Source organism: Nitrospinota bacterium (assembly GCA_029881495.1).
GTDB lineage: Bacteria > Nitrospinota_A > UBA7883 > JACRGQ01 > JACRGQ01 > JAOUMJ01.
This window is the reverse complement of record JAOUMJ010000003.1, coordinates 115,410-136,799: the sequence shown is the minus strand read 5'-3', so window position 1 is coordinate 136,799 and position 21,390 is coordinate 115,410. Positions and strand designations below refer to the sequence as shown.

General features: G+C 46.7%; 17 protein-coding genes. 6 read left to right on the top strand and 11 right to left on the bottom strand.

Annotated elements, in window-relative coordinates; genetic code table 11:
- The coding region (locus tag OEY64_02430) for a DUF1538 domain-containing protein (protein MDH5541800.1) at nucleotides 1-1,563 on the bottom strand (1,563 nt) is incomplete at its 3' end.
- 259 nt (nucleotides 1,564-1,822) lie between these two features.
- On the opposite strand from OEY64_02430, the gene fusA reads away from it, so the two are divergent.
- A complete protein-coding gene (gene fusA, locus OEY64_02425) occupies nucleotides 1,823-3,832 on the top strand; it encodes an elongation factor G (protein ID MDH5541799.1) in 2,010 nt (669 codons plus the stop codon).
- Between the two features lie 76 nt (nucleotides 3,833-3,908).
- On the opposite strand, the gene OEY64_02420 is transcribed toward fusA, so the two are convergent.
- The gene (locus OEY64_02420) at nucleotides 3,909-5,333 is read right to left on the bottom strand and encodes a B12-binding domain-containing radical SAM protein (GenBank protein ID MDH5541798.1); all 1,425 of its coding nucleotides are present in this window, start codon (nucleotides 5,331-5,333) and stop codon (nucleotides 3,909-3,911) included.
- A 129-nt stretch (nucleotides 5,334-5,462) separates the two neighbouring features.
- Between OEY64_02420 and OEY64_02415 the strand changes: the two genes are divergently transcribed.
- Genes OEY64_02415 through OEY64_02395 form a run of 5 tightly spaced genes read left to right on the top strand, consistent with a single transcriptional unit; the run spans nucleotide 5,463 to nucleotide 13,259 of the window.
- The gene (locus tag OEY64_02415) at nucleotides 5,463-6,407 is read left to right on the top strand and encodes a tRNA-dihydrouridine synthase family protein (GenBank protein MDH5541797.1); all 945 of its coding nucleotides are present in this window, start codon (nucleotides 5,463-5,465) and stop codon (nucleotides 6,405-6,407) included.
- Between the two features lie 27 nt (nucleotides 6,408-6,434).
- Nucleotides 6,435-7,802, top strand: coding sequence for a phosphomannomutase/phosphoglucomutase (locus tag OEY64_02410; GenBank protein MDH5541796.1), 1,368 nt, complete (start codon nucleotides 6,435-6,437; stop codon nucleotides 7,800-7,802).
- Nucleotides 7,803-7,823: 21 nt separating this feature from the next.
- Nucleotides 7,824-9,668 carry a penicillin-binding protein 2 gene (mrdA, locus tag OEY64_02405; protein ID MDH5541795.1) on the top strand — a complete coding sequence of 615 codons (1,845 nt, stop codon included), beginning with the start codon at nucleotides 7,824-7,826 and terminating at the stop codon, nucleotides 9,666-9,668.
- A complete protein-coding gene (gene rodA / locus OEY64_02400; GenBank protein MDH5541794.1) occupies nucleotides 9,668-10,798 on the top strand; it encodes a rod shape-determining protein RodA in 1,131 nt (376 codons plus the stop codon). The genes mrdA and rodA overlap by 1 nt, the downstream gene beginning before the upstream one ends.
- On the top strand, nucleotides 10,791-13,259 hold the full coding sequence (locus OEY64_02395) for a TIGR03960 family B12-binding radical SAM protein (GenBank protein MDH5541793.1): 2,469 nt from the start codon (nucleotides 10,791-10,793) through the stop codon (nucleotides 13,257-13,259). Before rodA ends, OEY64_02395 begins: the two co-directional genes overlap by 8 nt.
- Nucleotides 13,260-13,344: 85 nt before the next feature.
- Here OEY64_02395 and OEY64_02390 read toward each other — a convergent pair whose 3' ends face one another.
- From OEY64_02390 to OEY64_02350, 9 genes are all read right to left on the bottom strand, one after another.
- On the bottom strand, nucleotides 13,345-15,459 hold the full coding sequence (locus OEY64_02390) for a polyribonucleotide nucleotidyltransferase (GenBank protein ID MDH5541792.1): 2,115 nt from the start codon (nucleotides 15,457-15,459) through the stop codon (nucleotides 13,345-13,347).
- 106 nt (nucleotides 15,460-15,565) lie between these two features.
- Nucleotides 15,566-15,835, bottom strand: a complete 270-nt coding sequence (gene rpsO, locus OEY64_02385; protein MDH5541791.1) for a 30S ribosomal protein S15 — start codon at nucleotides 15,833-15,835, stop codon at nucleotides 15,566-15,568.
- 93 nt (nucleotides 15,836-15,928) lie between these two features.
- The gene (locus OEY64_02380; protein MDH5541790.1) at nucleotides 15,929-17,644 is read right to left on the bottom strand and encodes a 4Fe-4S dicluster domain-containing protein; all 1,716 of its coding nucleotides are present in this window, start codon (nucleotides 17,642-17,644) and stop codon (nucleotides 15,929-15,931) included.
- 1 nt (nucleotide 17,645) lies between these two features.
- Nucleotides 17,646-18,719: an electron transfer flavoprotein subunit alpha/FixB family protein gene (locus OEY64_02375; GenBank protein MDH5541789.1), complete on the bottom strand. Its 1,074-nt coding sequence runs from the start codon at nucleotides 18,717-18,719 to the stop codon at nucleotides 17,646-17,648.
- Nucleotides 18,719-19,531, bottom strand: coding sequence for an electron transfer flavoprotein subunit beta/FixA family protein (locus OEY64_02370; protein ID MDH5541788.1), 813 nt, complete (start codon nucleotides 19,529-19,531; stop codon nucleotides 18,719-18,721). The genes OEY64_02375 and OEY64_02370 overlap by 1 nt, the downstream gene beginning before the upstream one ends.
- An 88-nt stretch (nucleotides 19,532-19,619) precedes the next feature.
- Nucleotides 19,620-19,943, bottom strand: coding sequence for an ATP synthase F0 subunit C (gene atpE, locus OEY64_02365; protein ID MDH5541787.1), 324 nt, complete (start codon nucleotides 19,941-19,943; stop codon nucleotides 19,620-19,622).
- A 53-nt stretch (nucleotides 19,944-19,996) separates the two neighbouring features.
- Nucleotides 19,997-20,659: a F0F1 ATP synthase subunit A gene (gene atpB, locus OEY64_02360; GenBank protein MDH5541786.1), complete on the bottom strand. Its 663-nt coding sequence runs from the start codon at nucleotides 20,657-20,659 to the stop codon at nucleotides 19,997-19,999.
- On the bottom strand, nucleotides 20,656-21,018 hold the full coding sequence (locus OEY64_02355; protein MDH5541785.1) for an ATP synthase subunit I: 363 nt from the start codon (nucleotides 21,016-21,018) through the stop codon (nucleotides 20,656-20,658). Before OEY64_02355 ends, atpB begins: the two co-directional genes overlap by 4 nt.
- Nucleotide 21,019: 1 nt before the next feature.
- Nucleotides 21,020-21,238, bottom strand: a complete 219-nt coding sequence (locus OEY64_02350) for an AtpZ/AtpI family protein (protein ID MDH5541784.1) — start codon at nucleotides 21,236-21,238, stop codon at nucleotides 21,020-21,022.
- Nucleotides 21,239-21,390 lie beyond the last annotated feature (152 nt).

Here is a 21,390-nt window from a genome sequence, read left to right as displayed (position 1 = left end):
CCCTGCGCTGTCCCATGCGATGTTAACAAATTCTTCTGTTGAAAAATAGGTGAGCACAAGAGCGAGAGCGTAGCTTGGAAGGAGCATATAGGCCAGCGGGATTTGGTATATGAGCTTCAATACGCCAAGCGAGATCCCAAAGCCGACGCCTATCGATACCGAGTACATCAGCAACCGCTTCCTGAAAGCGCCGTTTGTGAGGTTTTCAACGGTCATACCGAGAGCGTTCAGCGCTGGTTCAGCCAGTGTAGCGCCAAATCCAAGAACCCACGCAAAGAATATGGCAATGGTAAAACCGAGAGGAAAGACGTACAAGGGTGAATTTTCCACATTCTCCAACTGAGTAAACGCCGCAGGAACCAGGCTCCCGGATTGTCCACCAAGCTTGGCAAGTCCATAGCTCAACCCGATTCCAAAAATTATCATTCCCGCAAGACAGAGTATCAATCCGTACATAACTATCCAAAACTCCTTCAGTTTTTCACGAATGATCAGCATCTGCACGAGAAACAGAAAGACCACAAGGGGAACAATGGCTCTGGTACCCAGGATGATCTCTACGAAGGGAGTTTTTTGTGACCAGTGTACTGTTCCGGGGGCAGACGTTATCGATGCGGCGGCTTGTGCACCTTGAACTATCAATTCGGGAGATGATATGAATGAGAGGGATACAGCCAGAATTAGCACACCGGTTATCGGGAATATCGAAGCGAGTGTAACTATCCCGAAACCGGAAAGAGACGAGACGCTTTTCCCTCCCGCGGAAGCGATACCAATACCGAGCGCAAGTACAAGCGGAACGGTTACAGGGCCGGTGGTTACGGCGCCGCAGTCCCATGCCAGGCCGACAGTTTTACTTAATTCATCGTCGGTCATGCAGTAGACCGTCAGCAGGAGAGTTGGTATTACGGTAATGTAAATTAGAGGTTTCAGGCTCCATCCATTTAAAAAACGAAGAGTTCCAAGTATTGTCGCAATTCCGACGCCAACGCCGACCACAAGCACCAGTACGTCGGAATAATTATTTAGCAAGGCATAGAGGTAGGGCGCTTTGTGCATGTCGACTATTTTCCCGACAGCCTGTAGCGCTCCGATGGCAGGTTCAGCGAATGTTACGCCTATCCCGAGAATGAAGGCTATGAGGAGTACAACGCCAAGTGATGATTTTTTTGGCAGGCTGTCCCCGATAGTTTCAGAAAACGGCATCAGGCCGAGTTTTAACCCTTCCATGAATATCATAAGCCCGACGATTACGGCAATCAGGCCAACGGTAATTACCCAGTGATCGATTATTCCCTGCCTTAATATCAGAATTTGAAAGAATATCAGGTAGAGCGCAAGGGGAATTACCGCTCTTACCTGGTTTATAAACCTTATGCTGATATAGGGGCCAAGTAATCTGTAGACATCTATCCCCCTGAGCTTTATTTTTGTCGGGCGATAGGGGAGCGGTTTCCCTTCGGAATCAAGCTCTTGTTTGGTAGTGAGTTCCTCGTATGAGACGAACTGTTGCTTAATTGTGATTTCACGGATAAAGTTGCCGTAATCAATCTTTAAAGCCAAGTTTTACACTCCCAATCTGGAACTGAAAGAATTTTTCCCACTCTTCAAAATCAAGGTTACTCTTCAGCCATATATTATAATGGCTTACGGTTTTTCACAACATTTGATATCCCTCCCGGGATCTTATGTACAAATTCGTTCGGAATGAGGAGAGGATGTTTAAGATCTAATTGAAAACTGGTCGAATATCTGGCGGCTCTGTGAGATTTCGGGTAAGATGAATGCATCGGGATTCCAACTTTGTGAAGAGGGGTGTTTCTTGAGTCAGGACGGGGTCACTAATATTCGGAATGTTGCTCTTGTTGGGCATGAGCACACAGGAAAAACATCACTTATCGAGGCTTTTCTGGAACATGCCGGAGCAATCCCGAAGATTGGCCATATCAAGGATAAAAATACCGTAAGCGATTTCGATCCAGACGAAAAGGAGCACGGTAAATCACATTTTCTTTCGACCATTTCATTTGATTACGATGGCAAGCATTTCAATATGCTCGACGTACCTGGAAGCCCCGATTCGATTGGCGAGGTATATACTGCCCTCAGAGCCGTGGAATGCGCCCTCGTTTGCGTAGACGCCACTGCAAGGGCGGTCTTGGTCAATACCCGCAGGGTCTGGAGTGAGGCCTCCAAAATGGGGATTCCGAGAATTATCAGCATCAATAGACTTGATGCCCACAATACAAATTTCAGGGAAAAATATGAGCAGGTTCGCCAAAGCTTTGGGAAAAAGTGCATCCCAATGTATTGGCCAGACGGGTCTGGTGAAAAATTCAGCAAAGTCTTTAACACTCTGAAAATTGATGCAGGATCATCAGATGAGATAAAAACATTCAACAAGGAAATTATCGAGGCTATCGTCGAAGCAGATGAAGCGATTATGGGTAAATATCTTGAAGGGGTTGAGATTTCCGATGATGAACTGCATGAAGCGTTCATAAAGGCGATCGTTGCAGGGAGCGTGTTTCCCGTCCTTTTTACCTCCGCTGAAAAAGAGATAGGGACAAAAGAGCTGCTGGAGACTATTGAGTCGATAGTTCCGCCCCCCGATTTCATAACAAGAAAGGGCTTCAAGGACGGAAAAGAGGTAACGTTGAACGGCAACGGTTTCATAGGATTGGTCTATCGAACGGTCACAGACGACTTTGTGACCCGAATATCATATATCCGCGTGCTTTCAGGCAAGCTCTCCGCGAACGGCTCCTTCATTAACAGACGTACAGGGAATATGGAAAAAATCGGTTCCATTTTCAAGAACAGGGGGAAGGAGCATTTTGATATACCTTTTGCAGAAGCGGGAGACATTATAGGTCTTTCCAAGGTCTCCGACATGCGCGCCGGAGACACAATTACCGACGCCAATACCGATCTGAAGCTCGAAGAGATCAAATTTCCCGTTCCTATGGTATCGCTAGCGGTAAAACTTAAAAGCCGAAAGGATGAGCAAAAGATCGGGAATGCTTTGAAAGAGTTTGAAAGTGAAGACATGACATTCCACTCTGTCCATGACGCCGAGACCGGGGATCTGGTAATTAGCGGAATGTCAGACAATCATTTGAAACTTGTGCTGTCCCGATTGAAGCGGAAATATAAAGTCGAAGTGGAAACATCCATCCCGAAAATTCCATACAGGGAGACGATTACAAAAAGCATTAAGGGGGTTGAATATACACATAAAAAACAGAGCGGGGGAGCAGGGCAGTTCGCAAGGGTGTTTATAGACCTTGAGCCATTGCCCAGGGGTAGCGGATATGAGTTTATAGATAAAATCGTGGGTGGCGTAATTGACCAGGTATTCAGGACATCCGTTGATAAAGGGATACAGTCAAAAATGGCAGAAGGAATATTCGCAGGGTACCCGGCGGTAGATTTCAGGGTTCGACTGGTTGATGGGAAAACGCATCCGGTTGATTCCAAGGATATCGCTTTTCAGATAGCTGGTCGAGAAGCATTAAAAAAGGGCTTTATGGAGTGCTCACCGGTTCTTCTGGAACCGATTGTCATGATAGACGTTGATTCTCCTCAGGAGTATATGGGAGATATAATGGGGGATATCAACAGCAGGAGGGGGAAGATAGTTCACTCAGGATCCGAAGTTGATATGGCCCATATATCGGCGCTTGTTCCGCTTGCCGAGATAATGACCTATCAGGCCGACTTGAAATCGCTAACAGGCGGCGAAGGAAACTACACGATTCATTTCGACCATTACGATACAGTTCCCCCGAACATCCAAAACGAAATAATCAAACAGCACAGCGATCATTAAGCCGATTCGGAGAGAGTGATGATCATTGGCGTAGCCAAAAGCCTGAATTGCGCGAAAGAATTGCCTGTAGGGGTAGCTAGGGTGTTTTGCCCCCGCCTAGGTTTTCAACCAGGCTCTTCAGGTTTGATAGAGTCTTTTTTACATCGCTGATGCTTTTCATCTCTTTTGCGATATTAAAAATCTGTTTGGGATTCAGATGAATATCCTTTCGCCCTTTTTCGAGTATGGCGTCCATTTCTGTTTTGCTTACCTGGGGGTAGTGTAATGTAGATTTTGCCTCAAAGTTTTCGTCAAGCCAGCCGGTCCACTCCTTGGGAAAGAGATGCCCTTCCTCCTTGGCCCATTTATACATCTCGGTACCGGGGTATACCGCAATACTGTTCAGGTATATCCTGTCTATTAAAAGAGATTTTGCAAACTCAATCGTGGTATACGCGCTCTCTTCAGTTTCCCCTGGAGCGCCTATCATAAAATAGCCTATCACCGAAAAGCCCAGCTTTTTTGCTTTTTGCGTAAATAATCTAGCCTGTTCGAGAGTTGTCCCTTTTTTTACCGCATCCAGGGCGGACTGCATGCCGAATTCATACCCTGTAAAAAGGGCTCGGCAACCGGCAGCACGCATTATTCCCATCAGTCTCAGGTCCATGTCTACACGCGTGCTACAGCTCCAGGTGAACTTCAGATTGCGTTTCAATATCTCCCGGCAGATTCCTTCTACATGATTTGCATTTGCCGTAAATGATTCGGTTTCGAACATGATCTCCTTCACTTGAGGAAAGAGTTTCTGATTGAATACAACCTCATCCACAACCTGTTTCGGATCCCTTAGGCGCACCGCTCCCGGCGACATCACATGTATATCACGGCAAAAGGTGCATTTTGCAACGCATCCTCTGCCCGTTATCTGTGTAAGAAATGGATATGATTTATCGGGATCCTTGTACCATTCCGGTTTTATCTTGTGCCAGGCAGGGTATGGAAGTGCTGTAACATCGGGCGGCCTGGCAGGGGGGTTATGGAAGATTTCACCCTTTATCTGGTACGAAATACCATTTACCAATTTTAGATCGGAAGTAGACGCGATATTGTTTAAAACTTCGTCATATTCGCCTCTGACAACGATATCAACTTTTTCCTTCCCAAAGGTGAGCGTTTCATCCGGATTGGCAGTAACATGCGGTCCCACCATAACCGTAAGAGGCACACCCATTTTTTTTGCGATCTTGGCGTAGTAGATATCGTTGTAAATGGATGGTGTTGTTGAATGAATAACTGCGATATCAGGCCAGAAGTCCCTGATTATTTGGGTTACTTTATCTTCTGAGAGGTTCAGCGCCGCGCCATCGAGAAAGCCTACCTTATGTCCGGCATTTTCAAGTACGGCAACGGCAGTCAGCAGGTAATCAGGGTGCCTGTTTGTATCCCATATCATCTTCGATGCCCATCTGTCAGAGCGACAGAAATCATTTGCGTATGGCGGATTAAGTACAAATATTTTCATGATTTAATAAAGTTTCTCGACTGCTTAATTTCACTCTTCTGTAGGTGCTCCAATTTGGATTCGCCATGTTAATATAAATTCTGCAAAAATACTTTAACATGTTTGAATATAGAGGTTAAGGGCTGATTAATGCTCATTAAAAATGATATAAAACTGATTCTGGCTCCAATGGCCGGTTTTTCGGACCAACCATTCAGGCGTCTTTGCATCAGAAACGGCGCCGATGAGGTAGTAACTGAGCTTTTAAGCTCGAATGCGCTTGTCCGCGACAACGGGAAAACCCTGAAAATGGCCGAAATACACCCTGAAGAGAGGCCTGCGTCCATACAGATCTTCGGAAGCGATCCAGAGATAATGGCTGAAGCCGCAAGGAGAGTAGAAGAACTACGGCCGCTGTTTATCGATATCAATATGGGGTGCCCAGCCAGGAAGGTGAGAAAAGGGGGTTCTGGCTCAGCACTTCTGGAAAACCCGGCCCGTGCCGGGGAGATCGTAAAAAGGGTCGTAGAAGCGGTAAAAACCCCTGTCAGCGTGAAAATAAGGACCGGAAAAAACCAGAAGGATAAAAGAGGTTTTGAAGTAGCGCTGGAAGCTGTTCAGAATGGGGCATCAAGGATTACCGTTCACGCCAGGAGTGTCGAGGACATGTTCTCCGGGCCTATCGATTTCTCTTTCGTTTCAGAGCTTAAAAAGAGGGTTGACGTGGAGATCATCGGAAACGGCGATATCAAGTCCCTCAAAGACGCGCACAACTGGCTGGAAATGACCGGCGCAGATGGTCTTATGATAGGTAGGGGCGCTCTAGGTATGCCATCTATATTCAAAGAGATAAGAGCTGGAAGAGAGATTCGGCCTCAAGAAGAGCTAGGTACGATCCTCCAGCATTGCATTTGGATGGAAGAGTTCTATGGCAGTTATGGGATTGGTCAGATGAAAGGGCATCTGATGCATTATCTGAGAGGAATGTCTTCTGCCAAAAAAGTAAGGGGGCTTATAAATAACAGCAAGACTTTTGATGAAATCAAGGATATCGTAAAGGAATTTCTTGGGAATAAATTGGAGAATGCTGCATAAGCTGTTTAACATGAGGAGAGCGTACTTTTGAACAGGTCAATTTTTCGAGAATACGATATTAGGGGTGTAGTTGCTACCGATCTTGTCCCGGAGGTGGTTGAAAATATCGGTAAGGCATTCGGGTCAAGGGTAATTTCCGGCGGCGGTAGCCGGATTGCCATCGGGAGAGATGTCCGGCTATCAGGTGAAAAATTGCTCGAGAGCCTTTCTAAAGGCGTTCTTTCTACAGGGTGTGACATCATTGACATAGGGAGGGTGCCAACCCCTTTGCTATACTTTTCTCAGTTCCATCTTGATGTTCATGGCGGAATAATGATTACAGGTAGTCATAATCCCCCGGAATTCAATGGGTTCAAGCTTCTAATCAATAAAAAATCGGTACATGGGGAAGAGATTCAAAAACTGGCCGATGAAATTGAAAAAGGGGATTTCAAGTCTGGAAAAGGTAATCGGAATAACGAAGATGTGATCACCCCATATAAAAAAATGGTGAAAGAAAAGATATCGTTTGCAAGAAAGATAAAGGTTGTGATTGATTCTGCGAACGGCTGTGGAGGGATTTTAGCGCCCGAACTTTTCAAGGAAATGGGGTGTGAGGTCATTGAGCTATTCTCGGAACCGGATGGGAGATTCCCGAATCATCACCCGGATCCGACTGTAGAGAAGAATATGGAAGATCTTAAAAAAGCGGTCATCTCTCATAAGGCTGAACTGGGGATAGGGTATGACGGTGATGCCGATAGAATAGGCGTTGTAGATGAGTTGGGAAATCAATTACATGGAGACCATATATTAATGGTCTACGCAAAGGATCTCCTCTCGCGGGTCAATGGCGCGAAGGTGATATTCGATGTGAAGTGCTCAAGGAACCTTCCTCTTTACGTAAAAAAGCACGGAGGTCACCCGATCATGTCTGCCACAGGGCATTCGATAATAAAGCAGAGAATGCATGATGAAAATGCCGAGCTTGCGGGGGAGATGAGCGCACATATTTTCTTTGGCGAAAATTATTTCGGCTATGATGACGCAATTTTTGCCACGGCAAAATTCCTTAAAATAGTGGATACAGCCAAGAAACCTGTTTCGAAATTTCTCGAAGAGATTCCAAAGACATATAGCACACCTGAAATCCGCGTTGACTGCCCCGATAATGAGAAGTTCGGACTTGTACGAGAACTGGTTGCATTCTATAAATCCAAATACAGAGTTATCGATATTGATGGTGTAAGAATGGAGTTTGATGACGGATGGGCTTTGGTAAGGGCCTCAAACACCCAGCCTGTTCTGGTTCTCCGTTTTGAGGCAGAATCAAAGGAATCGCTGGCGAAATACAAAAAGGAAGTATATGAAAAACTTCTAACATACGGGCCGTTAAAGGCTCTACAACCTTTTTAATTAAAATACAGGTTTAGAGTTATGGCGTTGGATTACGTTTTTGATGCATCGGACAACTTCAAAAAGAACCTCCGCTTCAGAATATTTCTGTTGATGGGATTTGTTCTGATTGGATTCTTTGCCATTTTCGTAAGACTTTGGTACCTCCAGGTTGCTCAGGCGCGCCAGCTAAAGGCGCAAGCTGAAAATAACAGATTGCGCCAGATAACATTTCCTGGATTGCGGGGCGATATTTATGACAGGTTTGGTGAAAAACTTGTCGGGTCGAGGCCTTCTTTTAATATTGTCCTGATTAAGGAAGACATTTCCAATATGTCAGACATTCTTGCCAAGCTGGAAAAGCTGGTGGGGTTAAAGCCTGATGATGTATTGGAAAAGCTCTCCTCTGTTCCTCCATTTGTACCGGTAATCGTCTCGTACGACATATCTCGCGCGGACGCAGCCATTCTAGAAGAACACAGATATGAATTGCCTGGAATATCTATTGCCATACGCCCTATAAGAAACTACCGGTATGGATCGTTTGCGGCGCATCTTATCGGATACCTGGGTGAAATTTCCCGTGAACAGATGAATGATCCCGTTCTGGATGAATATAAAGCGGGGGATATTATTGGAAAATACGGCATAGAAAAAAGTTTTGAACCAATACTGCGCGGGGCCCGCGGTAAAAAGGTGCTGGAGGTCGACGCGACAGGCCGCGAACTTAAAGTAATCAGCATGGAAGATTCAGGTGTTGGAAAAGATCTTTACATTTCTCTTGATTATGAAACCCAACTGAAAGCAGAACGGTTAATGGAAGATAAGCGTGGCGCTATTGTTGCAATGAAGCCGGATACTGGTGAAGTATTGGCAATAGTCAGTTCCCCCGCATTTGATCTGAACAAATTTGCATACGGTGTAGAGCCGAATTACTGGAAGGAGCTTCTTGCCGATAAATATCATCCCCTGAACAATAGGGCGATAATGGGATTGTATGCCCCGGCATCTACATACAAGATAATAGTCGCTACAGCGGCGCTGGAAGAAGGGGTTATAGACAAAGAGCAAAAACTCCTATGCGCGGGATATTACAAACTCGGAAAAAAATGGTACCGATGCTGGAACAGGGGAGGGCACGGCGAAGTAAATCTCATTGGTGCAATCACGCAATCGTGCGACATATATTTTTACCAGATCGGGATGAAGCTCGGAGCAAACAAGATAGCCCAATGGGGCAGGAGATTCGGTCTTCACAGCATTACAGGCATAGCTTTGGAAGATGAAAGAAGCGGTCTTATTCCTACGAAAGCATGGAAAGAAAAATATAGAGGCTCTCAGTGGATTTTGGGAGAGACGATGTCGATCGCAATCGGGCAAGGGTATACGCTTGTGACGCCGCTCCAGATGGCGGTAGTTACGAGCTCGATTGCAAACGGCGGCTATATCGTTCAGCCAAAACTTGTTTTCCTGAAGGATGTTTCTGGAAATGATCTTGCCTCGCTTGGCAGAACAGAAATAGGAATTGCGCCTGAGAATATTCAGTTTGTTAGAGAATCGATGTTAAAGGTGGTGAACTCACGTTATGGAACGGGAAAAGCAGCAAAGATATGGGGAGTCCAGGTTGCAGGAAAGACCGGAACCGGGCAAGTAGTAAAAAAACGGACTGAAGATTTGAGGGAACATGATGAGATTCCCGAAAAGTTGCGCGATCATGCATGGTTCGTGGGATATGCGCCATACGAAAATCCGGAGATAGTCGTTTCCGTTGTCATAGAGCATGGCGGGAGCGGAGGCGTTGTGGCCGCTCCGATTGCAAAAACCGTCATCGAAACATACCTGAAATCGCTTCGCAGAAATAGAATTAGCACTGGCGACGAATTCTGATGGAAAAAAGAAATACCGCAAAAGGGGAACTTGGCAAAAGATGGTATGCCGTTTTTGACTGGGTTCTGTTTATTACCGCGCTTATTATCGCAGTTTGCGGGATAATCTTCGTCTACAGCGCTACATTCTCCAGTTCTACCGAATATTTTCAAAGGATTTACATAAAGCAGATCGAATGGAACATATACGGGATGATTCTTATGATATTTCTCTGTGTGCTCGATTACAGAAATTTGGAACGCCCCGCCTACCTTGTATACGGTATTTTCGTACTCCTTTTGCTGTCGGTACTTTTAAGCGGAAGGGTTATTTCAGGCTCGCAACGCTGGATTTCAATTGCCGGGATGAATATGCAACCTTCGGAACTGATAAAAGTGGTTCTGGTTATCACTCTTGCGAGATATTTTGACGATCAAAGAGATAAAAACGAAATGGGATTCAGAGCATTGGCAATTCCGGGAATTATAATGGCCATTCCCGCATTTCTGATTTTCAAGCAACCGGATCTTGGTACTGCCTTGATAATGGCGATAATCTTCTCGGTTATGGCGTTTGTCAGCGGTATCAGGAGAAACACACTGGCAATAATTATCGTCAGCGTCCTTATCGCAATACCTGCAATGTGGTTCAACCTGAAACCTTATCAAAAGAATCGCGTCATGGCGATGCTTGATCCCGCTTCGGATCCGTTAGGTATCGGATATCATACGATCCAATCAAAAATTGCCATAGGGAGCGGCGGCCTTTGGGGAAAAGGGATATTCGCAGGGACACAAAGCAAGCTCAATTTTCTTCCTGAAAAGCATACGGACTTCATCTTTTCGGTTTTTGCGGAAGAGGTCGGCTTTTTTGGCGCTATGTTGCTATTAACACTTTACCTGTTAATGTTTTTAAGAATGATCGATATCATTTTGAAGGCGAAGGACAGGGGCGGCGTATTGCTGGCTGTTGGCGGTACAACGATTATCGCATTTCATTTCTTTTACAATGTGAGCATGACCCTGGGAATCGTCCCGATTGTCGGTATCCCAATGCCTCTATTCAGCTATGGCGGTTCGTCAATAATTACAAATTATGCGATTTTGGGGATTCTGCAATCTGTACACATGAGGCGATACAGGCATGATTGATCACCCATACGCCAGGTGGCTGGATAAAATCCATAATCCGTCACAGTATATCGGAGAGGAAGTAAATTCAATAATCAAGGTGAGGGAGGCTGTTGATTGCCGTCTGGCTATCTGTTTCCCCGAACTTTATGGAATAGGGATGTCAAACCTGGGGGTAAAGATACTTTATTCTGCCGTTAACGAAAGAAAGACGCTCTGGGCCGAGCGCTTCTTTGCCCCGGAACCCGATTTCGAGCAAATATTACGAAACGAAAATGTCGCTCTTCGGAGCCATGAATCTCACGATCCTTTATCCGATTTCGATGTTATAGGTTTCAGCATCCCTACCGAGTTATGCTATTCGGAAATACTCGCGATGCTGGAGCTTGGAAAGGTTCCTTTACTCGGTTCAGAGAGAGGCGATGATGATCCGATAGTCATAGGGGGGGGGCCGTCCATTTTTAATCCGGAACCGATATCGGATTTTTTCGATATGTTTTTTATAGGCGAGGCAGAAATATTATTGCCTGAGATATGTGAAACCATCGGCAGACTAAGAAAAGCGAACGTCCCAAAAGATAAGATACTTGAAGAGGTAGCAAAGGTAGAGGGGATTTATGTCCCGTCGCATTTCTCCGTTTTGTACGACGGTATAAAGGTCGCAGAGGTAACCCATCTGAAGAAGAATCTGCCAAAACCAATAAAATATTTTCTAAGTGATTTGAATAATAGCCCATACCCTTTCAAAATGGTCATCCCGTACGGACAGCCGGTTTTCGACCGGCTCTCGGTTGAGATCGATAGAGGTTGCACCGTTGGATGCCGGTATTGCCAGGCGGGTATTACATACAGACCGGTTCGCGAAAGAGCGCCATCCGAAGTGTTGAGGATCGCCGAATATGGAATGAAAAGCACCGGATTCGACAACATTTCCCTCGCTTCCCTTTCCAGCGGTGATTACAGCTCGATTGAACCGCTGGTTAAAACTTTGATGGATGAAATGGAGAAACAGCATGTCGCCATATCACTGCCCTCGCTACGATCGGGAAGCCTTACCAGGGATATGATAGACACTATAAGCCGGGTAAGAAAAACCGGATTCACCATCACCGCTGAAGCCGGCAACGAAAGGCTGAGGTGGGTAATAAATAAAAACATATCGGATGATGAGATCATAGATACTGCCAGGAAAGTGTTAAGTGGCGGATGGACAACGCTGAAAATGTATTTCATGATCGGTCTGCCGACTGAAACGGATGAAGATGTATATTCGATACCTGAGATGGTGAAAAAGATCGTCTCATTGAGCGAAAATGGTAAACGATTCAAAAGCATAAACGTTGGCGTAGCGCAGTTTGTGCCGAAGCCTCACACGGCCTTTCAGTGGGTGGCCATGGACAGCTTCGAGACCCTGTTAAGGAAAAAGACCATACTGATTGGCGCTTTCAGGAAAATGAAAAAGGTTTCGATGAAAGGGCATGAAGTGGAAATGTCCTTCCTGGAAGGGGTATTTTCCAGAGGGGACAGGCGTCTTGGTGCCGTTATAAAAAAGGCGTATGAAAAGGGGTGCCGGCTCGATGGATGGTCGGACTATTTCCGGTACGATCTCTGGCTCGAGGCGTTCGCGGAATGCGGCATTAAACCGGAAGAGTACGCCAACAGGAAAAGGCAACAGGATGAAACTCTTCCATGGGATCATATAAACGTGGGTGTAAACAAAAAATACCTGCTAAGGGAACTGGCGCTCTCCGAGAAAGGGGAAATTTCCGAGGATTGCCGTAATAACAAATGCCTCGGGTGCGGAATGAACAAAGAGCATAAAATAATCGCAAAGAGCGAAACTTTTCCATTACCATCCGCTGTATATAAAAGGGTCGATAATGAAAAACTACATCACTTCAGATTGCATTTCAGAAAAGCGGGGCTCTCAAAATATCTGTCGCATCTCGAATTGAAATCGGCCATAACGAGGGCCTTGAAAAGAGGGGGACTGCCGGTAGCATATTCGGAGGGATTTCATCCACATCCTAAACTCTCTTTTGGTCCCGCCTTATCGGTTGGCGTAGAGAGCCACTATGAACTGCTCGACTTGGCACTGGAAGAAAATATGCCGCCGGAGTATATATTGAAAACTATCAACATGAATTTCGAAAAAGGGCTTGAGGTTTACCAAGTCAACAAGCTTCTGCCGCCATTCTCGTCCATTCAATCCGAAATAAAGAGCGCGACATACGAAGTGCTCCTTAGTGAGGAGAGCGGGAACAAGGTATTCGAACCTTTGCTAAGGGTTTTAATGGAAATGGACGGTGTGGAAATTCTCGAAAAATCCGAATCAATGGACTTTATAAAATTTGAGTCTGTGCATCTAGGCATTCTCACCAGAATAAGAAAAGTACTGCCCGATTTCTCACTTGGGCCGGATGTAAGACTGGTTAAGACCGGGATATCGCTGGAAAAACCGATGAAAAAGGCCGGAGTTTAGTAAACCCCGCGAGTTACCTGGTATTGGGATTTCTACCTGGAATTAATTTAAAACGCCGGTAGTTAGCCGGCGCTTTATTCAGTTATTAATTGCGTGAGATTTCAGGCTTGCCGTCTTCAACAGCTTCAAGATGGCTGAGACGTATCTTCTTCGACCTTTGGTCTATTTCAATTATCTTTACCCAAAGCTCTTCACCTTCGGAAATGACATCTTCCACGGTTCGAATCTTGTTGCGGGAGAACTGGGAGATATGGACGAGGCCCTGGGTTCCGGGGGCTATTTCAACAAATGCTCCGAAGTCCATTATCTTTACCACTTTACCGAGGTAGTATTCACCAACCTCTGGTATTCGAACCATCGCTTCTATCATCTCCTTCGCCTTGTTGGCATTTTCGGCATTGAGGGCGAATATTTTTACAAGTCCGCCGTCTTCAAGGTCGACGGTAGCATCGGTTGCTTCTGTTATGCCGCGGATATTCTTTCCGCCAGGTCCGATAACCATCCCCATCATATCCGCGGGGATGTTCATGGTAATCATCTTCGGAGCAAATGGCGATACTTCAGCCCTTGGCGCCGGCATAGCTTTTTCCATTTCATTGAGGATATGTAGCCTTGCCTTTAGAGCCTGATCAAGAGCGCTAGACATTAAGTCGGCAGATATCCCCGCAACTTTAATATCCATCTGAATAGCTGTAATGCCGTTTTTGGTTCCGGCAACCTTGAAATCCATATCACCTAACGCATCCTCAAGGCCGAGGATATCTGTCAGGATGGCGGTCTTGTTCCCTTCAGCTACAAGCCCCATGGCAACGCCTGCAACCGGTGCTTTGATCTTTACACCCGCATCCATAAGGGCTAGTGAACCTCCACAGACGGAAGCCATGGATGAAGATCCGTTTGATTCAAATATTTCAGAAACTATCCTGACCGTGTAAGGGAACTCTTCAGGATCGGGAAGGCAGAACTGTACACCACGACCCGCAAGGGCGCCATGACCGATTTCGCGGCGTCCCGGGCCGCCAGCAAACTTTACTTCACCTACGGAGAAAGGGGGGAAGTTGTAGTGAAAAATAAATCGTTTATAAACTTTCCCCTCGATGTTGTCGAACATCTGCTCATCTTTTCCCGAGCCAAGCGTACAGACAACCAGAGCCTGCGTTTCGCCCCTTGTAAAGAGGACAGAACCGTGTGTTCGTGGCAGTACTCCCGTGCGGATGGTGATAGGACGGACGTCGGCAAGTCCGCGTCCATCGGCCCTTTTACCCTCCTCAAGGATCATCTTGCGGACTATCTCCTTTTGCAGATCGCCGAATGCATCCTTGATCGCGCCTTTATGCACGGCACGCTCTTCCTCGGTTGTCAATGCTTCGATGATTTCAGTCCTGAGAGCTGAGAGGTTTTTGCTTCTCAGATCCTTTTCAGGGGTAGATACGGCAGTTTTGATCTGGGCGGAGTACCCGCTTGCGATCTTATCGTGCCAATGAGTGTCTTTTACAGGCTCGGTGAAGGTCAGTTTTTCCTTCTTGCCGGCTTTGTCCGCCAGCTCTTTCTGAATAGCGCAAAGTTTTTTAATTTCAGTATGGGCAACCTGAAGTGCTTCCACCATTACGGCTTCCGTCAGTTCCTTTACTTCCCCTTCGACCATCGTTATGGAGCTGGCTGTTCCGCCGACTATCATGTCGAGCTTGGATTCATCCCGCTGTTTCAGGGTTGGGTTCACGATGAATTTCCCGTCCAGATAACCGACTCTGATAGCGCTTACAGGCTCGATAAAAGGGATATTTGATATGCATAGCGCCGCGGAGGCCGCAGTTACGGCCAAAACGTCGGTATCGTTTTCACCGTCATGTGAAAGCGCGTAAAGAAGGATCTGCGTTTCGTTCTGGAATCCCTTCGGGAAGAGGGGACGAAGCGGCCTGTCGGTAAGTCTACAGACAAGCGTTTCTTTTTCCGTCGGCCTCGCTTCACGCTTGAAAAAACCGCCAGGAATCCTGCCGGCGGCGTAAAATTTCTCCCGGTAATCTACTGTTAAAGGGAAGAAGTCAAAACCTTCCTTTGGCGCCTCTTCAGCCGTGGCAGAAGCAAAAACGATTGATTCTCCAAATTGGACCAGTACTGCTCCGCCGGCCTGTCTGGCCATTTCACCGGTCTCTATCGAATAGACAGAGTGTCCGATATTGGTTTCCACTCGGGATTTCATGTGATAATTTCTCCTCTAGTTTTCCGCAAATATTGATACTTTATATTGTTCCCGCTGGAAAACCAGAGGGAAAAACATCCGCCGAATGGCGGAGTGAAAAGCAAATCTATTTTCTGATTCCAAGTTCTTCTATAAGCTTAAGGTATCGACCTTCTTCTTTCTTTTTCAAGTAGTTAAGAAGCTTTTTTCGATTATTTACCAGAGCTAATAGCCTTCTCCTGGAGTGATGATCCTTTTTATGGGTTTTAAAATGCTCGGTGAGATAGCTTATACGATTGCTAAGAATCGCAACCTGTACTTCCGGTGAACCGGTATCTTTTTCACCCGTTTTAAATTTGTCTATTAAAGCTGTTTTATCTTCTTTTGCTAGTGCCATAATCTCTTCTTTTTTTCTCCGTAAAATTTAAGTGCTAATTTTTAACACATTCGAATGACATTTGTAAAGAAATTAATAGTTTGAATGCTGATTTTATAATCCATTAAAATCAGGACCGCTACCATGCAGGGCAGGGTTGACCCGAAGGTTCTGTTCAGGGCAGACGATTTCGCAAGTCCGGCATTGGACACAGTTTTCCAAATTCATATGGTGCGATTTTTCGCCACCGCTATCGAGAATCTCGTGCACTTCTGCGGTACAATCGCCAACGCACGGTACGCTATTTCCGCTGGCACTGAATTTGCCGATACATTTTCTGCATACCTCGACGCTGAATTCATCTATATGCCTGTTCCCCTCATGGTAATGAGTATGCGCGTAAAAGACGATATCTGCGGTCGAGTAAACGGTGGATTTGTTGTATCCGCCAGGCTCTACTTCGCCTTTGGCCTTGTAATCGGCTCTATTCTGTATATGGTCTTCAGCGTATTTAATCTCCCCCTTATCGGCCATACCGTTCATTAAACGAAGCGCGGATAATCCCTTTCCAGCTATTCCCGGGTCGCCAAGAAGCGTAAGGATCCCTCCCAGGTATGGGCCTACGGAATCCATCCTTTTCAGGAATGAGGGGAGGATGTCAGAAAGAAGTTCTTTCATCTCATGGAAGGTCCATCTGTAATAACGGGATCTGTTAAGCTCAGGCCCAACCCAGCTTTCGGACATCAATTTTATCTTAAAATTGCCGAGTGTGGCCCCGGAATAATCACGTTTTTGTACAGCATCATATAAGACCTCAGCGGCTGTCATTCCGCTCTCCATCGCCTTATCGACGCCAGAGAAGCCTTTTATATCCATCACCCCAAGCGCATCGCCGATTATCATCGCGCCATCCAGAGCGAACTTGGAGGGGAGGGCGTAGTAACCGGCCTCAGGGATGACGGAAGCTCCGTATCTGGATATTTTCCCACCTTTTAGCATCTTCTGAATCATAGGGTGTTTTTTTAGGTTCTGAAGCAGTTGTGGAGGCCGTAGGGAGGGATTTTCCGAATCAAGCCCGGCGACCAATCCTATGGCCAGTTTTTTGTCAGAAAGACCATATATAAAGCCCCCTCCAAACGTTCCATCCAGCAGAGGGTATCCGAGGGTGTGCCACACCTTGCCTGAATAGTCGTTCGCGACGTCCCAAACCTCCTTCACACCAACGGCCCAGGTCTGGCTGGAGTTGGCAAGATTGAATTTCTTGATGATATCCTTCGAGAGGAAACCTCTATCCCCGAACACGGTAACGCCCGCATAGCAGTTGTCCTTTTCGGGATTACCGGTGTTGTCGACCTGTACGCCTACGATTTTCTCCCCTTCATATACAACCTCTGTGGCAGGAAACCCGCGATAGAGGTCCACAATGACATCCGTATTGTCCTTCACCTTCTCCTCAAGTTTTAAGGCCATCCAGGATGTTACATTGCTGAGGGAGAGGATAAGGTAACCCTTTTTGTTCATCTCAGGAGGAGAGAAGGGGGATGGGATGTTCCACGATCTCTTCAGTCCGAGGAGGGTCAGGTAACTGGATGAGCATACACCTTCAACCGGGAATCCCTGTTCCTTGTAATCGGGGAAGAGTTTTTTTATCGAGCGTGGATTGCTTACCGCTCCGCTGAGGGAGTGGTTGCCGAAGTCTTTCCCCTTTTCCAGTATCGCGATTTTTATCTTTCCGCCATTTTTCAGGGAGAGGTCCACTAGCCTGTGCGCGGCGGAGAGGGACGCGGGACCGCCGCCTACAAATAAAACATCATATTCGATTCTGCTCATCCTATTTTCCCGATGCAACTTTCGATTTTGTTAATGTCTCCTGGAACGCCTTTTTAAGAACAGGCACAACATCGTACAGGTTGCCAACGATGCCGTAATGGGCGAATTTGAAGATCGGAGCGTCAGGATCCTTGTTTACAGCGATTATAGTCTTGGAGTTCACCATTCCGACCCTGTGCTGTATCGCTCCCGAAATACCGAGCGCAATATACAGTGAAGGTCTTACTGTCTTGCCTGTTTGTCCCACCTGATGGGCATACGGGATCCAGCCGGAATCTACCGCCCTCCTGCTCGCTCCTACTACGGAATTCTTGAAAACGGAGGCGAGATCCTTTACTACCTCGAAACCTTCGGGTCCGCCGAGGCCGAAACCGCCTGAAACTATCACATCGGCCTCCGTAATATTAACGGTTGCTGATACATCCCGGACAGTCTCTATCACCTTTACCCTGAAATCGGAGGGTTGAAAGGTCACAGGCACCTTCGTGACGGAGCCTCTTCTCGATTTGTCCATCGGCAATCTCTCCATAACCCCGATGCGCGCGGTAGCCATCTGCGGGTTTTTCCATGGGCCGAGGATCCTTGCTTTCAACGATTCGCCGAAACTGGGGCGTATAGCGTAAAGAATATTTTTGTATTCCCCTGTTTTGGTAGGGTCGGCTTTCCCCTTATGCACATAGTCGCCTATATCCAGTTCGGTCGTATCGGCAGTCAGTCCAGTTTCGAGGTAGGCGGCAATCCTGGGGGCGAGGTCGCGTCCGATAGTGGTTGCCCCCATAAGGACGATAGGGGGTGCCTCGGAAACATGCTCCAATATGGCAATAACGGCGCGCCGATACGGGAGGTTGGCATACTCTTCCAACTGCGGGTCGTCGGCAACAAAAACTTCATCCGCTCCGCCATGTATCAGCGTTTCAGCCTGACCTGATATTTTGTTGCCGATAAGGTAGGCCGTAACGCCGGTATTCAGCTTGTTTGCTAGGCTCCTCGCCGCTCCAAGGAGCTCAAAGGTGACCCTCTGCATGGAGCCTTGCAGCTGTTCGGCTATGACAACGACGTTCTTTGTACCGGCCATTAGATAAGCTCCTCAATGCCGCGATTGTCGTTAATCAGATGTTCCATAAGTTCCGTTACTTCACGTTCCACCGATTCCCCTTGGAACATGGTACAACTCCCCCCGATGTCACCCAGTTTCCATGTTTTTCCGACAACGGTCGGACTTCCGACCAGGCCAATACGGGTAGGGTCGGCCTTGATGTCGTCGAGGTTTACAGATTTAATTCTTCTGTTTCTCTCGTCAGGGTGGCGGAGCATCTCCTTTACCCTGGCGACGTCGCTGAATTTTTTCTGTCCAAGCGGGGTTGCGCTGTTGGCAACCGTTATTAGTATTGGAAAACTTGATTCAATATCCTGATGTCCCCCTTCGATAACACGGCGGGCCTTAACAGTGTTGTTTTCAACTGAAAGCTCTTCGCAGTATGTAATCTGGGGAATATCCATCCTTTCGGCTATCTGGGGACCGACCTGGGCGGTATCGCCATCGGTGGTCTGAAGACCGGTAAAGAGGATATCGTATTTTTCGATATAGTGAACCACCTTGTGCAGAGCGAACGCGGTGGCAAGAGTATCGCTCGCGGCAAGACGTTTGTCTGTAAGAAGGATTCCGTAATCCGCGCCGTATTCAAACGCGTCAACGAGGACTTCAATAGCGGGGGGAGGGCCCATTGTGACGGCTGTAATTTCAGCGCCGTTGCGCTCTTTAAGTTCCAGCGCTTTTTGAAGGGCGTATCGGTCGAATGGATTAAGCATCCTTTTTGCCCTGGCCCTGTCGATAGTGCCGTCGGGATTTACACCAGCTTTTGAACTGGTGTCTGGTACCTGTTTTATAAAAACAATTACCTTTATCAGTTTGAACCTCCGGTGCCAGTATAGTGCAGTGGACAGGGCATTGCCCTATCCACTGCAAACATCGATTCTATAAAGGATTTGCGTAAAGGAGAATGAGTACAACTACGAGCGTGTAGATAACGAGCGACTCGATAAGAGCCATACCGATAAGGAAGTTCGGGAAAAGCTTTGAATAAAATCCGGGGTTTCTTGCCATAGCGCCAAGAGTTCCGGAAATGGCCTGACCCATGCCGATACCACCGCCAAGAGCGGCGAGACCGAGACCGACAACACAGCCAAGAGCCATATAGCTCATCGAACCGCTTGCGGCGCCGCCTTCGGAAGCGAAAGAGGCTGGAGCAACGGCTACAACTGCAACAGCAATCAATGTTAAAAATCTACTTATGTTCATTTCCAAGATATCCCTCCAAATACAAAATACTAAATTAGTTTAGCTGTTATTAATTAATGTTCGTCGCTAAGAGCGCCCTGCAGGTAGACCATGCTGAGCAGAATGAAAACCAGAGTCTGCAATACGCTTGTAAAAACGGCAAAAGCCATCATTGGGATCGGAAGGAACAGGGGAACAAGGAAAAGGAGAACAAGTATAACGAGGTCCTCGCCCCTTACGTTTCCGAAAAGCCTGACCCCTAAAGTGATCGGTCTTGCAAGGTGGCTGATTATCTCGATCGGAAGCATTAGCGGGATAAGCCACCAAACCGGCCCGAGGAATTGCTTGAAGTAGGCTAGCCCGTGCTTCCGCATTCCTACTGCGTGATAGAAGATGGCAACGGTGAGCGCAAGGGCGAAGTTGGTATTTACATTGGCTGTCGGGGAACTGAAACCGGGTATTAATCCCATCAGGTTTCCGCAGATGATAAAGAAGGCCAGGGTCCCGATAAGGGGCATGAATTTCCTGCCGCCATGACCGATAGTCTGATCCATGAACTCCGCAAGAGTTACAAGAGCGGTCTCAAAAAGGTTTTGAATACCTGTGGGAATAAGGCCTATGCTCTGCCTGGCAAAAAAGGTACCGACGAGAAGCAATGCCATCACAACCCATGTATAGGTAACATGCGGGTAGTTTTCCAGACCCGGGATTCTCAAAAACATAAAAGGTTCGCTCATACGGTCTCCCTCTTTAAATCGCTGTATGAAAGAAACGCGCCGCCTACGATCGAAGAAAGCCCGACAAGAAAGAAGAGAGGATTGATGCCGGATATTATCGCGAAGTAGAGGACGATTGAAAGCATTAAATAGCGAACCAGAAAAGTAACAAGCGAGATACCCTTGACGATAGCTGGATTCATTTCCGGATCCAGTATCTTTTTCAAGGTCTTTGAAGAGAGACGGAAGTTTACAAAAGCGACAAGACCTCCGGTGACAACCGCAATAGAGGCGTTAACCGAGTGAACGGCGTACGCTACAGCGGCGAGCGAAAGGGCAAAAATAATGCTCCTAAGCCCTATGCGTCCTGCAAAATCCATTTCATTCATCATCAACACTTTTTTTAACAGTTCTATAGATGTTTAAAAACCCTGCCGCTACCCCAAGTATCCCGAACAAAAGCATGAGCAACGGCTTTGTCCCAAGCTTTGTATCAAGCCAATAACCAATACCAAACCCGATAAATATGGAAACAACAAGTTGTGTTCCGACCATTGCCAAGAGCGTAAACTCTACGTATTGTCCGCTTCGTTTACCCATCCTTACCTCGATACGGGAACAGGTTGCTTCCCAAAATTAAAGAGGAATGCTAACAGTATAAATGTTCAGTGTCAAACAGATTTAGCTTGGATTTTACCATAAAATGAGAAGAGCTGTTGCAGCCCCCTTACGCACCGGTTTTAGGCTGTTTA

Excerpts from the sequence above, each read along its gene's own strand:
- OEY64_02420 (MDH5541798.1), bottom strand. The coding sequence starts at position 5,333 with ATGAAAATATTTGTACTTAATCCGCCATACGCAAATGATTTCTGTCGC.
- OEY64_02415 (MDH5541797.1), top strand. The coding sequence starts at position 5,463 with ATGCTCATTAAAAATGATATAAAACTGATTCTGGCTCCAATGGCCGGT.
- mrdA (MDH5541795.1), top strand. The coding sequence starts at position 7,824 with ATGGCGTTGGATTACGTTTTTGATGCATCGGACAACTTCAAAAAGAAC.
- rodA (MDH5541794.1), top strand. The coding sequence starts at position 9,668 with ATGGAAAAAAGAAATACCGCAAAAGGGGAACTTGGCAAAAGATGGTAT.
- OEY64_02395 (MDH5541793.1), top strand. The coding sequence starts at position 10,791 with ATGATTGATCACCCATACGCCAGGTGGCTGGATAAAATCCATAATCCG.
- OEY64_02390 (MDH5541792.1), bottom strand. The coding sequence starts at position 15,459 with ATGAAATCCCGAGTGGAAACCAATATCGGACACTCTGTCTATTCGATA.
- rpsO (MDH5541791.1), bottom strand. The coding sequence starts at position 15,835 with ATGGCACTAGCAAAAGAAGATAAAACAGCTTTAATAGACAAATTTAAA.
- OEY64_02380 (MDH5541790.1), bottom strand. The coding sequence starts at position 17,644 with ATGAGCAGAATCGAATATGATGTTTTATTTGTAGGCGGCGGTCCCGCG.
- OEY64_02375 (MDH5541789.1), bottom strand. The coding sequence starts at position 18,719 with ATGGCCGGTACAAAGAACGTCGTTGTCATAGCCGAACAGCTGCAAGGC.
- atpE (MDH5541787.1), bottom strand. The coding sequence starts at position 19,943 with ATGAACATAAGTAGATTTTTAACATTGATTGCTGTTGCAGTTGTAGCC.
- atpB (MDH5541786.1), bottom strand. The coding sequence starts at position 20,659 with ATGAGCGAACCTTTTATGTTTTTGAGAATCCCGGGTCTGGAAAACTAC.
- OEY64_02355 (MDH5541785.1), bottom strand. The coding sequence starts at position 21,018 with ATGGATTTTGCAGGACGCATAGGGCTTAGGAGCATTATTTTTGCCCTT.
- OEY64_02350 (MDH5541784.1), bottom strand. The coding sequence starts at position 21,238 with ATGGGTAAACGAAGCGGACAATACGTAGAGTTTACGCTCTTGGCAATG.